Source organism: Pseudomonas graminis, from assembly GCF_004364335.1.
GTDB classification, from domain to species: Bacteria; Pseudomonadota; Gammaproteobacteria; order Pseudomonadales; family Pseudomonadaceae; genus Aquipseudomonas; species Aquipseudomonas graminis_D.
On the sequence record NZ_SOCR01000001.1, the window covers coordinates 492,101 to 508,382 of the forward strand.

Annotated in this window: 17 protein-coding genes; 5 read left to right on the forward strand and 12 right to left on the reverse strand. The window is 61.8% G+C overall.

The window, feature by feature from the left end; genetic code table 11:
• The first annotated feature begins 145 nt into the window (after positions 1-145).
• The gene (locus tag EC919_RS02095; RefSeq protein WP_133770730.1) at positions 146-664 is read left to right on the forward strand and encodes a GNAT family N-acetyltransferase; all 519 of its coding nucleotides are present in this window, start codon (positions 146-148) and stop codon (positions 662-664) included.
• 13 nt (positions 665-677) lie between these two features.
• Here EC919_RS02095 and EC919_RS02100 read toward each other — a convergent pair whose 3' ends face one another.
• The gene (locus EC919_RS02100; protein ID WP_133770732.1) at positions 678-884 is read right to left on the reverse strand and encodes a hypothetical protein; all 207 of its coding nucleotides are present in this window, start codon (positions 882-884) and stop codon (positions 678-680) included.
• 280 nt (positions 885-1,164) lie between these two features.
• Between EC919_RS02100 and EC919_RS02105 the strand changes: the two genes are divergently transcribed.
• The 3 genes from EC919_RS02105 to EC919_RS02115 all read left to right on the forward strand — a co-directional run bounded on the left by EC919_RS02105 (position 1,165) and on the right by EC919_RS02115 (position 3,456).
• Positions 1,165-1,542 carry a hypothetical protein gene (locus tag EC919_RS02105; protein WP_133770734.1) on the forward strand — a complete coding sequence of 126 codons (378 nt, stop codon included), beginning with the start codon at positions 1,165-1,167 and terminating at the stop codon, positions 1,540-1,542.
• Positions 1,543-1,788: 246 nt separating this feature from the next.
• Positions 1,789-2,271: a DUF2938 family protein gene (locus EC919_RS02110; RefSeq protein ID WP_133770736.1), complete on the forward strand. Its 483-nt coding sequence runs from the start codon at positions 1,789-1,791 to the stop codon at positions 2,269-2,271.
• 123 nt (positions 2,272-2,394) lie between these two features.
• The gene (locus EC919_RS02115) at positions 2,395-3,456 is read left to right on the forward strand and encodes an SDR family oxidoreductase (RefSeq protein WP_133770738.1); all 1,062 of its coding nucleotides are present in this window, start codon (positions 2,395-2,397) and stop codon (positions 3,454-3,456) included.
• Between the two features lie 92 nt (positions 3,457-3,548).
• Here EC919_RS02115 and EC919_RS02120 read toward each other — a convergent pair whose 3' ends face one another.
• From EC919_RS02120 to EC919_RS02130, 3 genes are read right to left on the reverse strand one after another with little or no spacing between them, the layout of a single operon-like run.
• Entirely contained in the window at positions 3,549-3,758 is a 210-nt protein-coding gene (locus EC919_RS02120; protein WP_133770740.1) for a DUF2945 domain-containing protein, read from the reverse strand.
• Between the two features lie 25 nt (positions 3,759-3,783).
• On the reverse strand, positions 3,784-5,625 hold the full coding sequence (locus tag EC919_RS02125; protein WP_133770742.1) for a glycoside hydrolase family 15 protein: 1,842 nt from the start codon (positions 5,623-5,625) through the stop codon (positions 3,784-3,786).
• Entirely contained in the window at positions 5,618-6,418 is an 801-nt protein-coding gene (locus EC919_RS02130) for a glucose 1-dehydrogenase (RefSeq protein ID WP_133770744.1), read from the reverse strand. The genes EC919_RS02125 and EC919_RS02130 overlap by 8 nt, the downstream gene beginning before the upstream one ends.
• Before the next feature lie 464 nt (positions 6,419-6,882).
• On the opposite strand from EC919_RS02130, the gene EC919_RS02135 reads away from it, so the two are divergent.
• Positions 6,883-7,806 (forward strand): LysR family transcriptional regulator, encoded by a 924-nt coding sequence (locus EC919_RS02135; RefSeq protein WP_133770747.1) that lies wholly within the window; start codon positions 6,883-6,885, stop codon positions 7,804-7,806.
• A gap of 174 nt (positions 7,807-7,980) precedes the next feature.
• Here the strand turns inward: EC919_RS02135 and pstB are convergent, their stop codons facing one another.
• From pstB to EC919_RS02175, 8 genes are all read right to left on the reverse strand, one after another.
• Positions 7,981-8,760, reverse strand: a complete 780-nt coding sequence (gene pstB / locus EC919_RS02140) for a phosphate ABC transporter ATP-binding protein PstB (RefSeq protein WP_133770749.1) — start codon at positions 8,758-8,760, stop codon at positions 7,981-7,983.
• On the reverse strand, positions 8,760-9,638 hold the full coding sequence (pstA, locus tag EC919_RS02145) for a phosphate ABC transporter permease PstA (RefSeq protein ID WP_133770751.1): 879 nt from the start codon (positions 9,636-9,638) through the stop codon (positions 8,760-8,762). Before pstA ends, pstB begins: the two co-directional genes overlap by 1 nt.
• On the reverse strand, positions 9,635-10,630 hold the full coding sequence (gene pstC / locus EC919_RS02150; protein ID WP_133770753.1) for a phosphate ABC transporter permease subunit PstC: 996 nt from the start codon (positions 10,628-10,630) through the stop codon (positions 9,635-9,637). Before pstC ends, pstA begins: the two co-directional genes overlap by 4 nt.
• Positions 10,631-10,700: 70 nt before the next feature.
• The gene (pstS, locus tag EC919_RS02155) at positions 10,701-11,720 is read right to left on the reverse strand and encodes a phosphate ABC transporter substrate-binding protein PstS (protein ID WP_133770755.1); all 1,020 of its coding nucleotides are present in this window, start codon (positions 11,718-11,720) and stop codon (positions 10,701-10,703) included.
• A gap of 403 nt (positions 11,721-12,123) precedes the next feature.
• Entirely contained in the window at positions 12,124-13,014 is an 891-nt protein-coding gene (gene bla, locus EC919_RS02160) for a class A beta-lactamase (protein WP_133770756.1), read from the reverse strand.
• A gap of 179 nt (positions 13,015-13,193) precedes the next feature.
• Positions 13,194-13,397 carry a hypothetical protein gene (locus EC919_RS02165; RefSeq protein WP_133770758.1) on the reverse strand — a complete coding sequence of 68 codons (204 nt, stop codon included), beginning with the start codon at positions 13,395-13,397 and terminating at the stop codon, positions 13,194-13,196.
• Positions 13,398-13,426: 29 nt separating this feature from the next.
• A complete protein-coding gene (locus EC919_RS02170; RefSeq protein ID WP_133770760.1) occupies positions 13,427-15,496 on the reverse strand; it encodes a pyridoxamine 5'-phosphate oxidase family protein in 2,070 nt (689 codons plus the stop codon).
• Between the two features lie 28 nt (positions 15,497-15,524).
• The gene (locus EC919_RS02175; RefSeq protein WP_133770762.1) at positions 15,525-16,148 is read right to left on the reverse strand and encodes a glutathione S-transferase family protein; all 624 of its coding nucleotides are present in this window, start codon (positions 16,146-16,148) and stop codon (positions 15,525-15,527) included.
• Positions 16,149-16,282 lie beyond the last annotated feature (134 nt).

Consider the following 16,282-nt stretch of genomic DNA (forward strand, 5'->3'; position numbering starts at 1 on the left):
ATTCTAGCGGAACGGCGAAGCGCTGCGCGTTCGTGCCTGATGCGCAATGCGTGCGCTGAACGGGGTGGACGAAACCGCAATCAACTGGTAGATCAGAGCGTCAATGACAGCGATCCGCTGCGCACACCTCCAAGGATCACCCGCCATGCCCATGAGCAGCGCTCATCTGATCTATCGCGCCCCGAATCCCGATGATCTGGCCCGCCTGTTCGCTATCTACAGCGACCCGCAAACCCAGCTGTTCAACCCGTTCGGGCCGATGACCGACGAGGCACAGGCAGCGGCCATGCTTGAAGGCTGGATCGAGCACTGGCAGATCCACGGCTACGGCTGGTGGGCAATCGCGCAAAAGGATACACCCGAACACATCATCGGCTTCGGCGGCATCGGGCTTCATGATTTTATGGGCGAGCAGCGGGTCAATCTGGGCTATCGGTTTGCCGTTGAGGCATGGGGACAGGGGTTTGCCACGGAAATGGGCAGAGTGGCGCTGGCGTTCGGGTTTTCCAGCTTGAAGCTGGACGCGGTGTACGGCTACGTGCGTCCGGCCCACACTGCATCTATCCGCGTGCTGGAGAAAGTCGGTATGCAACGCTGCGGCGAGCTGGATGACGTACCGGGCCAGGCGCCGAGCCTGATGTTTGAGGCCGTGGCTGCAAGGTGAAGGGCGGTGCTGTTCAGTGCGCGGTCTGCATACCGCAACTCGCGTCCAGTTCATCCCACGGATGCGCCGCCTCGCGAGCATAGCCGCAGGTGGGCAAATGCACGAAGGTGGCTTCGCGTTCCGCTTCGCTCTGCCTGGCTTTGCACGTCCTGCACAATACTGTGTGGTCATTTAGCCGCCAGTGGCTGTTCCACCGGACCAGATCGTCGGTCACCATCATCACTTCCCCTCACCCTCACATACGTAACCAGTTGATTCCACGTGGCGCAGGAGGTTTCCTGCGCAGAGCCCCTGGCTGATCGACGGTCATTGTTTTTTGCTGGTTCGGCCCGGCGATATGAAGCGCCGCGCCGTACAACCCGAGGTCCGGACCAGCACCACGGGTGGTATCGGGGGCGATCCGGATTTACCCAACCTTTACCGATCCTAGACGTGGGTTTACACGGATCCGGTGTTTCATACGTCCATGGCGAACCCACTCTTTCGCCAAAGGAGACACCATGATGTCCAAGATGACCCAAGCCCTGATCCTGTCCGGTCTGCTCGCCAGCGCCGGTGCGGCGTCCGCCAGCGAACGCAACGTGATTGTGCCTGTCATCGCCGGAGCCGCTGTCGGTGCCGTTTTGGCCGCGGTGATCAGTCAGTCGAACAACGACTGTCACGATCGCTATCAGGATTACCGCCCGCAACCGCGCTATGCGCCGCGTTATCAGCCGCAGTACCAGCCTCAGTACCAGCCTCAGTACCAGCAGGTTGTCTATGTGCCGGTGCGTGAGCGGGTCGAATATCGCCGTTTCGCGCCACCTCCGCCCCATGGCTATTACGACGGCGGCTACCGCAGGGCCTTTGATCACGGTCGTGGCAATGACCGCTGGTAAGCGTTTGAGCTGATGCGGGCCTCAAACAAATGTGGGACCGGCTTTAGCCGGGAAGGCGGCAGGCGCCACACCGCAAATCCAGCGGTGTGCATGCGGGCCTCTTCCCGGCTGAAGCCGGTCCCACAAAAAGCGGGGCATTCATTCCATAGCGCCCGCATTGTCTGCACCACCGCTTTCTTTGACAAAACTGCTAACGTGTCCGGCCATCAATCGCCCATCGACCACTGACACCACGCAGGGACGGACATGTTCGAATTTATCTACCTTTCAATACTCATCGGCATGGGCGGCACCGCGCTGCTGGATCTCTGGGCGTTGTTGCTCAAGGCGCTGCTGGGTTTGCCGACCCCGCCCTGGCACCTCGTCGGGCGTTGGTTTGCCGGGATGCCCAAGGGGCAGTTCGTGCACCGCGACGGCATCGGCAATTCTCCTCCCGTGCCCAGTGAGCGGGCGATTGGCTGGTTCATGCATTACAGCGTCGGCGTGCTGTTCGCTGCCGCGCTGTTATTCATCTGGGGCGTGCAGTGGGCGCACGCGCCGACATTTCTGCCGGCACTGATCGTCGGGCTGGTCACCGTCGGCGCCGGCTGGTTCATTCTGCAGCCCGGAATGGGCGTTGGCGTGGCCTGCAACAAGGCACCGAAGCCAAACGTGGCGCGGCTGCAAAACGTGGTCGGGCATGTGGTTTTTGCCATTGGCATGTATGGGACGGCGCTGCTGGTCGGGTGATCAGGCGCGGTGTGGGGTCGCACCCGGCCAATCGCGGTGAACCTATCGGCGCCGCTGCCGTTCTGAAACCTGAGGGCTGCATCGTTATCCAGCCCTTTCCACTCGATCAATCAGGAGATTCCCATGACTCAAACGGCCTTGGTCGTCGGCGCCAGCGGCATCGTCGGCAGCGCAACCACTCAACTGTTGCTCGATAACGGTTGGCAGGTGGCCGCCCTCTCCCGCCGTCCCTCCCAAACGCCAGGCGTGATCCCCGTTGCAGCGGACTTGCAAGACCCGGCATCGGTCAAACAGGCCCTCGCCGACCTGAAACCGAGCCATGTCTTCCTTACCACCTGGTCGCGTCAGGCCACTGAAGCTGAAAACATCCGCGTCAACGCCGCCATGGTCCGCAACGTGCTGGACGCATTGAGGCCGGCGAAGAGCGTCAAGCACGTCGCGCTGGTCACTGGCCTGAAGCATTACCTCGGCCCGTTCGAAGCCTACGGCAAAGGCACCCTGCCGCAGACGCCGTTCCGCGAATCCCAGGGTCGGCTGGACATCGAGAATTTCTATTACGCCCAGGAAGATGAAGTGTTTGCCGCCGCCAAACGCGACGGTTTCACCTGGAGCGTACACCGTCCGCACACCGTCACCGGCGTCGCGGTAGGCAACGCAATGAATATGGCCACTACCCTCGCGGTGTATGCGTCGATCTGCAAAGCCACCGGCCGCCCGTTTGTATTCCCCGGCTCCCGCGTGCAGTGGGACAGCCTCACCGACATGACCGACGCGCGGCAACTGGCCAAACAGCAACTGTGGGCGGCCACGACGCCTGCTGCGGCGAACCAGGCGTTCAACATCACCAACGGCGACGTGTTTCGCTGGAAGTGGATGTGGGGCCAGATCGCTGAGTACTTCGGCGTGCACCCTGCAGAATTCCCGGAGAAGGTTTCTCCGCTGGAAGAGCAGATGGCCAACGATCAGGCAGCATGGGATGAACTCGTTCGCGCCCACGGTCTGAAAGAAGCCGATATCACCCGCCTCATTTCGCCGTGGCACACCGACGCCGACCTGGGCCGGCCGATCGAAGTGGTGACCGACATGTCGAAAAGCCGGACCCTGGGCTTCAAGGAGTTTCAAGCCAGTGACCAAGCCTTTTTCGACGTATTCGACACCTTGCGGGCGCAGCGCCTGATTCCGTAACGGCGCTGATCACGGCCACAAAAAACGCAGCGATGATTGCCGTCATCGCTGCGTTTTCGTATCCGGACCTTTTGTTGGTGAAGCGGCAGGACTCAGGCCTTCTCCAGCGCGTCCTCTTTGTGCATCGCCAGGTGACCGGTCTTGTCGCTTTTGACCTCGTACTGCGGCGCGTCGGGCGAGGCATGGCGATGACGGCCCATGAACTCGACCTCCCTGGTGTGAACCTTCGTTACCTTCCCCACGACGTGCCCGGCTTCGGAATTCCAGCGCACGTGGTCGCCTACCTTGAATGCATGAGCCATCGATTTTCTCCTTGAGTTCAGGACGTCAGGGCTGCCAGAGGGTCTGGGTGCCTTCGAGCTTGCGATCCAGAAAACTCGCCGCACTGATCAGCGCCAGATGACTGAGGGCTTGCGGCGTGTTGCCCAAATGGTGGCCGTGGGCATCGAACTCCTCGGCATACAGACCCAGCGGGTTGGCGTAGCGCAGCAGCTGTTCAAACTCCAGATGCGCCTGCTCAACCCGCCCGGCGCGGGCCAGGCACTCGACGTACCAGAAGGAGCAGGCAACAAATGCACCTTCCTCACCCTCAAGCCCATCCTGATGGTCATCGTCATTGCGGTAGCGGAACACCATGCCATCGCGCACCAGCGTTCGTTCGATAGCGTCCAGGGTCTTCAGCCATTTGGGATCACTGGCGCCAACGAAGCGCACCAGCGGCATCAGCAGCATCGACGCATCCAGGTTCTTGCTGCCCTTGTACTGAACGAAATGGCCCAGTTCGGCGTCCCAGAAGTTCTCCCAGATGTCGTCATGAATGGCCTGACGCGCCTTGTCCCAGCGATCAAAAGGCGCCGGCAGCGAACGCTTCAACGACAACCGTATGGCCCGGTCCAGAGCGACCCAGCACATCAACCGTGAATGCAGAAAATGCTGATCGGCGCCACGCATTTCCCAGATCCCGACGTCCTTGCTGTTCCAGGTTTCGCACAGCTCGTTCACCAGCCGGGTGACGTGCTTCCAGCCCTCGTGGGAAATGGCCTCGCCGTACTTGTTGGCCAGGTACACCGCGTCGAGCAGCTCGCCGTAGATATCCAGCTGCGTCTGTTTGTAGGCCTCGTTGCCGATGCGCACGGGCGACGCGCCGCCGTAACCGCTGAGGTGATCCAGTTCTTCTTCGGGCAATTCTTCGCGGCCGTCCAGCGCGTAGAGAATCCCGAGCTTGTTGGCGTCTTCGCAGCAGTCGCCCATGCGCTCACGTACCCAGTGCATGAAGGCGTTGGCTTCTTCGGTGTAGCCCAGACGCATGAAGGCGTAGACGGTGAATGATGCGTCACGGATCCAGGTATAGCGGTAGTCCCAGTTGCGCTCGCCGCCCTCTTCTTCCGGCAGGCCGAAGGTCGCTGCAGCGACGATCCCGCCATGCTTGCGCGAAGTCAGCAGCTTGAGCGCCAGGGCCGAGCGATTGACCACTTCACGCCAGCGCCCGCGGTATTTGGAATGACGACTCCAGTGCTGCCAGTAGGTGACGGTGTTTTTCAGATCGCAGTCGCAATTCGTCGCCTTGACCAGCGGATCGTCGGCGCCGCCGAGCATGAACTCGACCACATCGCCCTGTTTCATCTCGAACTCGGCCACCGCAGCCTGGCCCTCGAGCTTTAACTGGGTCGTTGCCGCCAGACGCATGGCAGGCTGGCCTTCGGCTTCAAAACAAACGTCCTCGCCGTCCATCTGCGCAGTGGTCTCAGCGCGGCTGTAATCGTGGCGCACCCGGCACAGCATGCGCACGGCGGTCTGGCCGTGGCGAACATGAATGCGGCGGATCAGGCGCGGCAGGTTGTCGACTTCCGACGCAATGGGCATCAGGTCGGTGACTTCGACCACCGCGTCTTCGGCGATCCAGCGCGTCATCAGCACGTTGGTTTCCGGCAGATACAGCTGCTGGCGACGGGCGTCGGGGAGAATCGGCGCCAGTTGGAAAATCCCCGCATCAGGGGTGTCCAGCAGCGCGGTAAAGATGCTGGGGCTGTCGAAATCGGGCCAGCAGCAAAAGTCGATGCTGCCGGTGTCCGCCACTAGGGCGGCGCTGCGCATGTCGCCGATGATGCCGTGGTTTTCGATGGCGTTCTGCGGTTCCTGTTCATCGGGGTTCGGGGTGTGGTCAGCCATTGTTGCGGAACTCCGGATAGAGGCTCATCCCACCGTCGATGAACAGCGTCGTGCCATGCACATAGTCGGACGCATCCGAGGCCAGCCAGACGATGGCGTTGGCCACGTCATCGGCCTCGCCCACGCGGCCGTACGGGATCAGCTCCAGCAATTTTTTCTCGGCGTCGCCGCTGGTGGCCTTGGTGTTGATGGCCGTGCGAATCGCCCCCGGCGCAATGCTGTTGACGCGAATGCGCTGCTCGCCCACCTCTTGGGCAATGCTGCGCATCAACAGATCAACGCCGCCTTTGGAGGCGGCGTAATTGACGTGGCCGGCCCACGGAATGACCTGATGCACCGAGCTCATGTGGATGATCTTGCCCCGGGCGCGGGACACCTCGGGGCGGATGTCCTGTTTGCCGAACTGTCGCAATGCGGCGCGCGCGCAGAGGAACTGCCCCGTCAGGTTGACGTTGATGACGGTGTTCCAGTCTTCGAGGGTCATGTCAGCGATGGCCGCGTCTTTCTGCAGCCCGGAGTTGGCGACGAGGATGTCCAGGCGGCCAAACGCCTTGAGGGTCTCGGCGAACAGCTTCTCCACGTCCTGCTCGTTGGACACATCAGCGCCGATGGCGATGGCCTGGCCGCCGGCATCGACGATTTCTTGCGCGAGCTTTTGCGCGGGTTCGGGTTGCGAGTGGAAGTTGACGACCACTGCCGCGCCAGACGCCGCCAGCCCTCTGGCCGCGCCGGCACCCAGTCCGGAACTCGCGCCGGTGACGAGGGCAACCTGGCCTTTCAAGGAAATCTGCATGGAATGTGGAGCCTCATGGTGAGCGTTTTAATGCTGACTCATGGGGTTCTGCCGAAGTTCATCCGGAAAAGGTCCACCCCAGTGGCAAAAACGCGGCAGGCTCTGGCGTTGGCAGGCAAGGTTTGAATAGTCACGCCGCAAAATCGTGGCAGCCCGGACTGGCCTCTTCCCGGCTGAAGCCGGTCCTACTTTGGACCGCAGACTATCAGTAGGACTGGCTTTAGCCGGGAAGGCGTCAGTAGTCATGCCGCAAAATCAAAGGTGCCCGAACTGACCTCTTCCCGGCTGAAGCCGGTCCTACAATTCGCGCTCCAGCCGATCCCCATCGAAGCACGCGTACATCCGGCAGAAGTGGCTTAGCCGGGAAGGCTGGACGCCGAACGACTGCGCTCCATAAACTGGCGCTTATCATGTCGCAGGCCTTCCACAGCAGGGTGACGAATGTCGGGTAACGGGGACGATGTATGAATCGCAATGAGCTGCGCAAGGCCGACATCAACCTGATGGTGGTGTTCGAGACCTTGATGCAAGAGCGTAACGTGACCCGCGCCGCCGAAAAGCTGTTCCTCGGCCAACCCACCATCAGTGCCGCCCTCAACCGCCTGCGTGCACTGTTCAACGACCCGCTGTTCATTCGTGTTGGTCACCGCATGGAACCCACGGCGCGGGCCAACGAGATCATCAGTCACCTGTCGCCGGCGCTGGATGCGATGTCCGTGGCCTTGAGCCTCACGCGGGAATTCGATCCGGCCAGCAGCGACATGACCTTCCGCATCGGGCTGTCCGACGATGTCGAGTACAGCCTGTTGCCGCCGATGCTGCGCGCGATCCGTGAGGAAGCGCCCGGCATTGTGCTGGTGATCAAGCAGGTCAATTTCTGGAATGTCTCGGAATTGCTCATGTCCGGCGACATCACCGTCGGCGTCTGCCTGACCCGTGAACTGCCGGCCAACGCCAAGCGAAAAATGCTGCGCAGCGTGAAGCCGATGGTGGTGCGCGCCGACGCTTCGCCCGAGCCGATTACCCTGGATGAGTACTGCACGCGGCCCCACTTCGTGGTGTCCCACGTGGCGAACATTTCGAGCTTTGCCGATGAGTGGCTGGCGGCAATCGGGCGCAAGCGCACTGCCGTGCTGTCGGTGCCGCAATACAGCACGTTGCCGGCGTTGATGGAGGGAACGGACCTGCTGTGCAATCTGCCGGATCACCTGACCCGGGCCATGGCCCGAACCGGTCTGCGCGGCGAGCCGCTGCCGTTCGTGACGCCGAATCTGGACCTGTCAATGGTCTGGCTGAGCGTCATGGACACCGACCCCGCCGAACGCTGGCTGCGCAAGCGGCTGGAGGAATTCATGGGGGATGCCGGCGCTTCGAATGCCGCGCCGTAATGCACGACGCGTTCCCATAGTAGGACCGGCTTCAGCCGGGAAGAGGCCGGTTTGGACGCCATCGAATTTGCGGTGTAGCCCCTGACGCGTTCCCGGCTAAAGCCAGTCCTACAGATAATCCGCGATCAAATGTGGGACCGGCTTCAGCCGGGAAAACCCCAGCAATATTCCCGATCAGCCAAAACGACCGGTGATGTAATCCTCGGTCTGAGTCTTGGACGGCTTGGTGAAGATGGTGTCGGTGTCGCCGTGCTCGATCAGTTCGCCCATGAACATGAACGCGGTGTAGTCCGAGCAGCGCGCGGCCTGTTGCATGTTGTGGGTCACGATGATCACGGTGAATTGCTCTTTGAGCTCGGTGATCAGCTGTTCGATGCGCCCCGTGGAGATCGGGTCGAGGGCTGAAGTCGGTTCGTCGAGCAGCAGCACTTCCGGGCGCAGCGCGATGGTGCGGGCGATGCACAGACGCTGTTGCTGACCACCGGACAGGCTCTGGGCGCTCTGCTTGAGCTTGTCTTTGACTTCATCCCACAACGCCGCGCCACGCAGGGCCTGCTCGACACGCTCTTCCATCTCGCGACGGGAGAGTTTTTCGTGGTGACGCACCGCGTAGGCGATGTTGTCGTAGATCGACATCGGGAACGGCACCGGCTTCTGGAACACCATGCCGACGTTGCTGCGCAGACGGTTCATCGAGTAGCCCGGAGCGAGAATATTCTCCCCGTTGAGCATCACTTCGCCTTTGGCTTCCTGTTTCGGGTACATCGAATAAATACGGTTGAACACCCGCAGCAGCGTGGACTTGCCGCAGCCGGACGGCCCGATGATCGCGGTAATGCGCTTCTCGGGGATGATCATGTCGACCGACTTCAGCGAGCGCTGAGTGCCGTAGAAGAAATCGAGACCGCGTACCTGGATTTTGGTTTTTTCGTCGGCGAGGGAAAGGTTGTTCATCAGGACGCCCTATTGCGCAAAAGGAGAAGACGGGAACTGAGGCTCAGTACCAGTACAAACATGGTCATAATCAAGGCGCCGGCCCAGGCCAGAGAATGCCAGTCATCGAACGGACTCATCGCGTACTGGAAGATCACCACAGGCACGCTTGCGATCGGTTTGAGGATGTCACTGCTCCAGAACTGGTTACCAAATGCGGTGAACAGCAACGGCGCGGTTTCGCCGGTGATGCGCGCCAGCGCCAGCAGGATCCCGGTCACCACGCCGGCCTTGGCCGCACGCAGGACGATCTGCAGCGTCAGCTTCCATTGCGGCACACCGAGCGCCAATGCGGCTTCGCGCATGGTCGACGGCTGCAGCTGAAGCATTTCGTCGGTGGTCCGCACCACTACCGGGATCACCAGCAGTGCCAGGGCCAGGGCGCCGGCGATGGCGGAGAAACCGACCTGATGGTTGGTCACGGCGCTGAGGGGCAGGATCACCGCGGTGTACACGAACAGACCGAGCACAATCGACGGCGCCGACAGCAGAATGTCGTTGATGAAGCGCACCGCATTGCCCAGCTTGGTGTTGCGCGCAAACTCTGCCAGCCAGATACCGGCCATCAAACCGATCGGCGTGCCGATCAGCAGGCCGATGCCGGACATCAGAATGCTGCCGTAGAAGGCGTTCGCCAGACCGCCCGACGAGCCGGGTGGCGGGGTCATTTCGGTGAACAGCCGCAGGTTCAGCGCCTCGAACCCGTTGACGATCGTGGTCAGCAGAATCCACACCAGCCACAACAGGCCGAAGGCCGTCGCGGCGCAACTGAGGACCATCGCGATCTTGTTCTTGATTGCGCGGGAGCGGTACAGGTTTTCGTTATCGGCCTTACTCATAGACCCTCCTTGCGCGACAGACGAGAGAGCATCAGACGGGCGATCGCCAGCACGATGAAGGTAACGACGAACAGCAGGAAGCCCAGGGCGATCAGCGCAGAACGGTGCAGGTCGGTGTAGGCCTCGCTGAACTCGTTGGCGATCACCGAGGCAATCGAGCTGCTCGGCATCATCAGCGATGCCGAGAACTGATGGGCGTTGCCCAACACGAAGGTCACCGCCATGGTTTCACCGAGCGCACGACCCAGGCCCAGGAACACACCGCCGACCACCGCTGAGCGGGTGTAAGGCAGGACGATGTCCCAGACCACTTCCCAGGTCGTGCCGCCCAGCGCGTAGGCCGATTCTTTAAGGGCAATGGGCACGCTGCGGAACACTTCGGTCATGACCGAGGTGATGAACGGGATAATCATGATCGCCAGCACGATGCCGGCAGTGAGCATGCCGATGCCCAATGGCGGGCCCTGAAACACGGGGCCGATCAGCGGCAGCGCGCCAAGGTTGTCGTTGATCCACGGGGCCATGTATTGCGCCATCAACGGGCCGAACACGAACAGGCCCCACATGCCGTAGATGATCGAAGGAATGCCCGCCAGCAGTTCCACCGCCGAAGCGATGGGCATGCGTAACCAAGGTGGTGCGACTTCAGTCAGAAAAACCGCGATGCCGAAGCTCACCGGAACGGCGATCAGCAGGGCGAGAAAGGAAGTGACCAGCGTGCCGTAGATCGGCACCAACGCGCCGAACTTGCCGTTGACCACGTCCCATTCGGTACTGGTAAGAAATTCGAAGCCAAAGGTCTTGAACGCCAGGGCACCGCCCCAGAGTGTCGAGCCGGCGATACTCGCCAACAACAGCAGCACCAACAGAGCCGCTCCCAGCATCGTGCGCCTGAACCAGGCGTCGTGTCGGTGATCGCGGGCCGCGCGTTTATCGCTCTCGGATATTGCATCCGGAATCACAGCGGACATGTATTGGGTGTTCTCAGTCATGGTAGGTCCACTCGCAAGGAAACCCTGCCACCGAGCGCTCGGTGACAGGGGTTAGCCGGATGACATCGAGTTACTTGGTGAACTCGGTTTTCCAGTAGTCTTCGATCTTGCTAACCAGCGATGCAGGCAGAGGTACGTATTCCAGTTTTTCAGCCGAGCTCTGGCCCTTTTCCAGGGACCATTTGAAGAAGTCGAATGCCGCCTTGCTCTTCTCGGCGTTCTTCGGCTGCTTGTACATGATGATCCAGGTGGTCGCCGTAATCGGCCATGCGGTCTTGCCCGGAGCGTTGGTCATGATCAGGTTGAAGTCTTTGGCGTTTGCCCAATCAGCCGTGTCAGCAGCAGCGGCGAAGGCTTTGGCGTCAGGCTTGATGAACTCGCCCGCAGCGTTCTGCAGTTGGGTGTAAGCGATTTTGTTCTGGGTGGCGTAGGAATACTCGACGTAACCGATCGAACCCTTGATCTGTTTTACGTAAGCAGACACACCTTCGTTACCCTTGCCGCCCACGCCCACTGGCCATTGAACGGCGGAGCCGGTGCCTGGGCCCGATTTCCATGCGTCGCTGACTTTGGTCAGGTAGCTGGTGAAGTTGAAGGAAGTGCCCGAGCCGTCCGAACGGTGAACGACGGTGATAGCGGTTTCAGGCAGTTTCACGCCCGAGTTCAGTGCGACGATCGCAGGATCGTTCCACTTGGTGATCTTGCCCTGGAAGATGTCGGCGAGAACCTGGCCGCTCAGCTTCACGCCGTTGGCTTCGATCCCTTCCAGGTTAACGATCGGCACGATACCGCCGATGACGCTTGGGAACTGACCCAGGCCAGCGGCCTTGAGGTCGTCAGCCGACATAGGAGCGTCGGAAGCGCCGAAGTCTACGGTTGCCGCCTTGATCTGAGCGATGCCGCCGCCCGAACCGATCGACTGGTAGTTGATACGGTTGTCAGCAGTTTTGCTGTATTCCTGCGACCACTGGGAGATAACCGGGAATACGAAACTCGAACCAGCGCCAGTCACATCAACGGCGTGTGCCATACCCGACAGGCACATCGAAGCCATCAGAAGCGACAGGCGTTTTTTAGTCAGCAGAATCACGGCAATACCTCAACAAGAGAATTTTGTGTGTGTGTGGTCACAGTTGACGACCCGAGGCAGATTTAAAACTGGAAACATTTCTGTTTGATGACAGTCTTGAGACTGCGCGCAAAAACGGAGGCGTCTGTCAGTCATTTCCTACAGCGTGTAAAGCTGAAGTGCCCGGTTTTGTTGAGTCAGGCTAAAGTTGTCTAGCGGAGGGAATTTAATATCAATGCGCCACACATCAACGTGGAGTGATGGAATGTGTGGCCATTGAGCGGCGCATCGGGCGCCGCAGAGCAGGCGCAGGTCCGTCATCGGGCGTAAGCAGAAACCACCGGCGGTGCCGCAGAACAGATTAATTCCGGGCAATGTGTATCGAGATTTTGCGGCTTGTCACGATCCCCTCGACGACCAACGCTTAAACCGCAGCGGCAAGCCGCCCGATGTCGGCCATCAGCGCGTTGCTCTGATCACCGCTGGCTTTCGAGCCGGTGTAATAGACCGTCACCAGAATCGGTGGCCGGTCGCCGGGCCAGATCACCGCTACGTCGTTGCTGGCGTTGTTGGCACCCGAACCGGTCTTGTCCCCTACACGCCAGCCGCCGGGGATGCCGGCGCGCAGCTTCTTGTCGCCGGTCTGGTTGTTCACCAGCCACGCCGTCAGCTGATCGCGGGACGCCAGCCTCAGTTCGTCGCCCAGCACCAGCGTATTCAATGTCTGCAGCATGGCGACAGGCGTGGTGGTGTCGCGCAGATCACCCGGCCGGTTTTCATTCAGATCGGGCTCGCGGCGGTCGAGTCGGGTTTGCGTGTCACCGATAGACCGCAGCCACGCCGTCAGACCGTCCGGGCCGCCCATGCTGTCGAGCAGCAGGTTCGCGGCGGTGTTATCGCTCAGCGTCATCGCCGCCTCGCACAGCGAACCCACGCTCAGCCCCTGCCCGCCCACGTGCAGCTCGGTGGTCGGCGAATACGCCACCAGTTGCTCGGCGGAATAGACGATGCGCCGCGACAGGTCTTCCTGCTTTTGATCGACCCGCGCCAGCACATGGGCGGCGGCCAGGCATTTGAAGGTGCTGCACAGGGCAAAGCGTTCATCGCCGCGATGGCTGATCAGGCGCTGACTGGCCGTGTCCAGAATGGCGACACCCAGCCGGCCACCGTGGCGACGTTCAAGGTCGGCCAGCTGCTGCTGGATGACTGGGTCGGAAGACGCCCCGGAGCGACGCTCGGCAGCCAGTGAGGGAAGACTCAATAATGAGGGGACAGCCAGCAACGATGCGCCGAGGAGGGTTCTGCGGGTGATCAAGATGAACGTCCTTGTGAAGGGCAACGAGTGCCGCACGGGTCATGGCCACTCACCCCGCCGGGAGGCGCCGCCGGTGAGCCGCTGCGAAGGGTGAGCAAATCGGCGCACATCATCCGACCAGACGCTGCCTCATTTCAACCGTTGCCGGAGCGAACGTCCTGTTCGCCCCGCCTTTGCCGTTATCGCGGCCGGTCAAATCCCGACACCGAACGTACCCACTGGAACAACCGCAGGGTCGCCGGGGTGTCGATCTGTTCGTGGCTTGCCGCCATCTCGCCGGCCAGGGATGCCAGCGATTGCGGCAGCAACCAGGAAATCTCCTGTTCGGTTGCCTGAAAGGGCATCGGGGTTTCCTCTTTCTCGAACGCTGGCCATGGGTTCATCGCCGTCTCTCCCGCACACGCGTGGATGGTTACAGATCGAGCACCAACGGCCCTGAAGCCGGGACTGCGCAGCAGATCAGCACGTGGTCCGGCGCCGGCCTTTCAGGGGGCGGGACCGGGTAATGCACCTGGCCACTGATGAGCCGGGTCTTGCAGGTGCCACAGGATCCGCCGCGACAGCTGAATTCGGGGTTCAGCCCTCGGCTCTCCGCCAGTTCCAGCAGACTGCCACCGGCGGGCTGCCAGCGCGCCTCCTTGGCGGAGCGTTCGAACACCACCGGCACCGGTTCGGTGGCAGCGGCTGGTTGCTCAAAGGCAACCCCCTGTGAATCACTGCTGCGCTTGAGGCCGGACGGGCCGAACGTTTCGGCATGAATACGCTCATCGCGAACTTGCAGGGCGCGCAGGCCATCGTAGATTTCCTGGGTAAACGCAGCTGGCCCGCACACATAGAAATCGAAGTCATTGAACGGCAGCAGCGCCTTGAGCAGATCGAGGTCGATGCGGCCCGTCAGGTGGAAATCTTCACCCACACGCGCCGACGCTTCCGGCTGGCTCAGCACGCGAATCGCCGTCAACTGATCGCCGGCCCTGGCAATGAGTGTGTCCACTTCTTCGCGAAACGCCAGGTCGGCCAGACGACGGGCACTCTGGACGAACCAGGTCGCCCGCCCTCCCCGCACCCGTTTGCCTTCGTAGATGACTTCTCGCAGCATCGACAGCATGGGCGTGACGCCGATGCCCGCACCCAGCAGCACCAGCGGCCGGCGCTCCTGCGGGTCCACCACGAAGCTGCCCTGGGGTGCCCGCCCCTCAAGCACATCGCCGACCTTGACCTGATCATGCAGGTACGCCGAGGCCAGGCCGTCGCGCTTGACGCTGATGCGCAAGAATCCGTCGGACGGCGCGCTGGACAGGCTGTAGGTACGAATCAACGGCGACGTACGGCCTTCAGGCGCCAGGCGCAGCGGCAGGTGCTGACCGGCCTTGAACGCGGGCAAACCAGCGCCGTCGGCCGACTCGAAATAGAAGGAACGAATGCCGTCGCTTTCGTCCTCGATCCGCGTTACCCCCATCGGCCGCCATTGATCACGCAGGGCATCGGCCTGCAAGCGGGCGGCGGTCTGCTGCCAGTCGCCGGTCATCAGGCTGTTCGGCGACCACCCCTGGAATTCCCAGCGCGAGCGCAACGCCGCCGGCCGACGCACCCCCTGTTCCACGCGCACCTGCCAGAGCCGCTCGGCGCCCTGAAACGCCGCGATTTCCGGCCCGTCGAGAATCAGCGTTACAGTGCCCGTCACCTGCAACAGCTCGCCGGTCTGGAAATCAACGAACAGCAGACCGGCCCTGGGATTGAGCTGGAAGTTACCCAGCGTGTTGAAAAAGAGATTGCCGGCGAAATCCGGGATGGTCAGCACATCGCCGTCTACCCGCACGAAGCCGGCCTGACCGCCACGGTGGGACACGTCCACCGAACGATGGGGCTGGGCGCCCTCAAGGTCGACATAGCTGGCGACGAAGAAGGTGTCGGCACCACGAATGGTGGCAATCGCGGCGTCATCCAGTGCGGTCAAGCGTTGCGCGGCAGGTCGTTGCGGCGCTTCCTGCAACGGCGGGGGCAACGGCAGCTGTTTCAACCCCCGCAGCTGAATGTACTGCGGGCAATTGCCGTACGACTGCTCGACGCTCACCGAAAAACTGTCTTCCCACACGTCGCTGATGCGGCCGTTGAGGCGGTTGCGACGGCGGGTGTGCAGGTCGATGCCAAGCATGCCCACCGCCGCGCCCGGCGCAAATCCGGTGCCGGCCGGATCTTCGGCATCGGAGCGTCGAGTAATGTCCAGACGCCTGGCATCGGGGGAATGGATAAAACCCGACTGCGCGTCCAGCAGGCTCGCCCAAGGCCAGCCTTCGGTGTCCACGGCGCCGATGATCAGGTACGGCAGATGCTCGTAGAACTCTCGGTGCTGATCGGGCATGTGATCACGAATGACGCGCTTGCCCAGGGTCTCCATGCGCTCCGCAACGCCGACGCTGGCCTGCAAAGCGCGCTCGCCGGAATGCCATGGCGATGCTGTTTCAGTGCGAATCTCGTTCATGGCGCGAACTCCCTGGAATCCCGGATGGTTACCTGACCAGCCCTGCCGCCGTGCGTGGCATGGGCGTGAAGCCCGGCAGGTTCTCGATGCGCGAAAGCCATGCCTGCACGTTGCCGTAATCATCCAGCGAGACGTTGCCCTCTGGCGCGTGGGCGATGTAGCTGTAGGCGGCGACATCGGCGATGGTGGGGTGATCGGTGACAAGGAATTCGCGGCCGCTCAGGTGCTGATCGATGACGCGGAGCGCGTCATGGGCCCGCTGAAGTGTGTCTTTCGGATCAAAGCCTGCGCTGAACACCGTGATCAGACGCGCCCGCGCCGGGCCCAGGTAAATCGCGCCGGACGCGGCAGACAACCAGCGCTGCACCTGCGCGGCACCCTCGGGATCATTCGGCAACCAGCGGCCCGACGGGTCGTATTTTTTCGCCAGGTACACCAGGATCGCGGTTGAATCGGCGACGATGACCCCGTCGTCATCAATCACCGGCACCTGGCCGAAGCCGTTGATGGCGAGGAATTCGGGTGTCTTCTGCTCGCCCTTGGCCAGATCAACAAACTGAATCTTCGGGTCGAGGCCCAGCAGCGACAACATCAGCTCGGCGCGGTGGGAGTGGCCGGACAGCGGGAAGTGATAGAGCGTGATGGCGGTCATGGGGGTGGGCTCCTGGGCAAGTGGATCAACTCAGCGTGGGGCGGCGGTGCCGTAACGGTGGGCCGCGCTGGTGGAACGGATAGTGGGCCTCCCCGCCGGATTGGGGAATGACCAGAAAAAGCAATCCACTGTTT

Bases quoted from the DNA above. Each gene is read 5' to 3' on its own strand.
- EC919_RS02125 (WP_133770742.1), bottom strand. From the start codon at position 5,625: ATGGCTGACCACACCCCGAACCCCGATGAACAGGAACCGCAGAACGCC.
- EC919_RS02100 (WP_133770732.1), bottom strand. From the start codon at position 884: ATGATGGTGACCGACGATCTGGTCCGGTGGAACAGCCACTGGCGGCTA.
- EC919_RS02165 (WP_133770758.1), bottom strand. From the start codon at position 13,397: ATGAACCCATGGCCAGCGTTCGAGAAAGAGGAAACCCCGATGCCCTTT.
- EC919_RS02135 (WP_133770747.1), top strand. From the start codon at position 6,883: ATGAATCGCAATGAGCTGCGCAAGGCCGACATCAACCTGATGGTGGTG.
- pstA (WP_133770751.1), bottom strand. From the start codon at position 9,638: ATGAGTAAGGCCGATAACGAAAACCTGTACCGCTCCCGCGCAATCAAG.
- EC919_RS02115 (WP_133770738.1), top strand. From the start codon at position 2,395: ATGACTCAAACGGCCTTGGTCGTCGGCGCCAGCGGCATCGTCGGCAGC.
- EC919_RS02110 (WP_133770736.1), top strand. From the start codon at position 1,789: ATGTTCGAATTTATCTACCTTTCAATACTCATCGGCATGGGCGGCACC.
- EC919_RS02120 (WP_133770740.1), bottom strand. From the start codon at position 3,758: ATGGCTCATGCATTCAAGGTAGGCGACCACGTGCGCTGGAATTCCGAA.
- EC919_RS02130 (WP_133770744.1), bottom strand. From the start codon at position 6,418: ATGCAGATTTCCTTGAAAGGCCAGGTTGCCCTCGTCACCGGCGCGAGT.
- EC919_RS02175 (WP_133770762.1), bottom strand. From the start codon at position 16,148: ATGACCGCCATCACGCTCTATCACTTCCCGCTGTCCGGCCACTCCCAC.
- pstC (WP_133770753.1), bottom strand. From the start codon at position 10,630: ATGACTGAGAACACCCAATACATGTCCGCTGTGATTCCGGATGCAATA.
- EC919_RS02170 (WP_133770760.1), bottom strand. From the start codon at position 15,496: ATGAACGAGATTCGCACTGAAACAGCATCGCCATGGCATTCCGGCGAG.
- EC919_RS02105 (WP_133770734.1), top strand. From the start codon at position 1,165: ATGATGTCCAAGATGACCCAAGCCCTGATCCTGTCCGGTCTGCTCGCC.
- pstB (WP_133770749.1), bottom strand. From the start codon at position 8,760: ATGAACAACCTTTCCCTCGCCGACGAAAAAACCAAAATCCAGGTACGC.
- EC919_RS02095 (WP_133770730.1), top strand. From the start codon at position 146: ATGCCCATGAGCAGCGCTCATCTGATCTATCGCGCCCCGAATCCCGAT.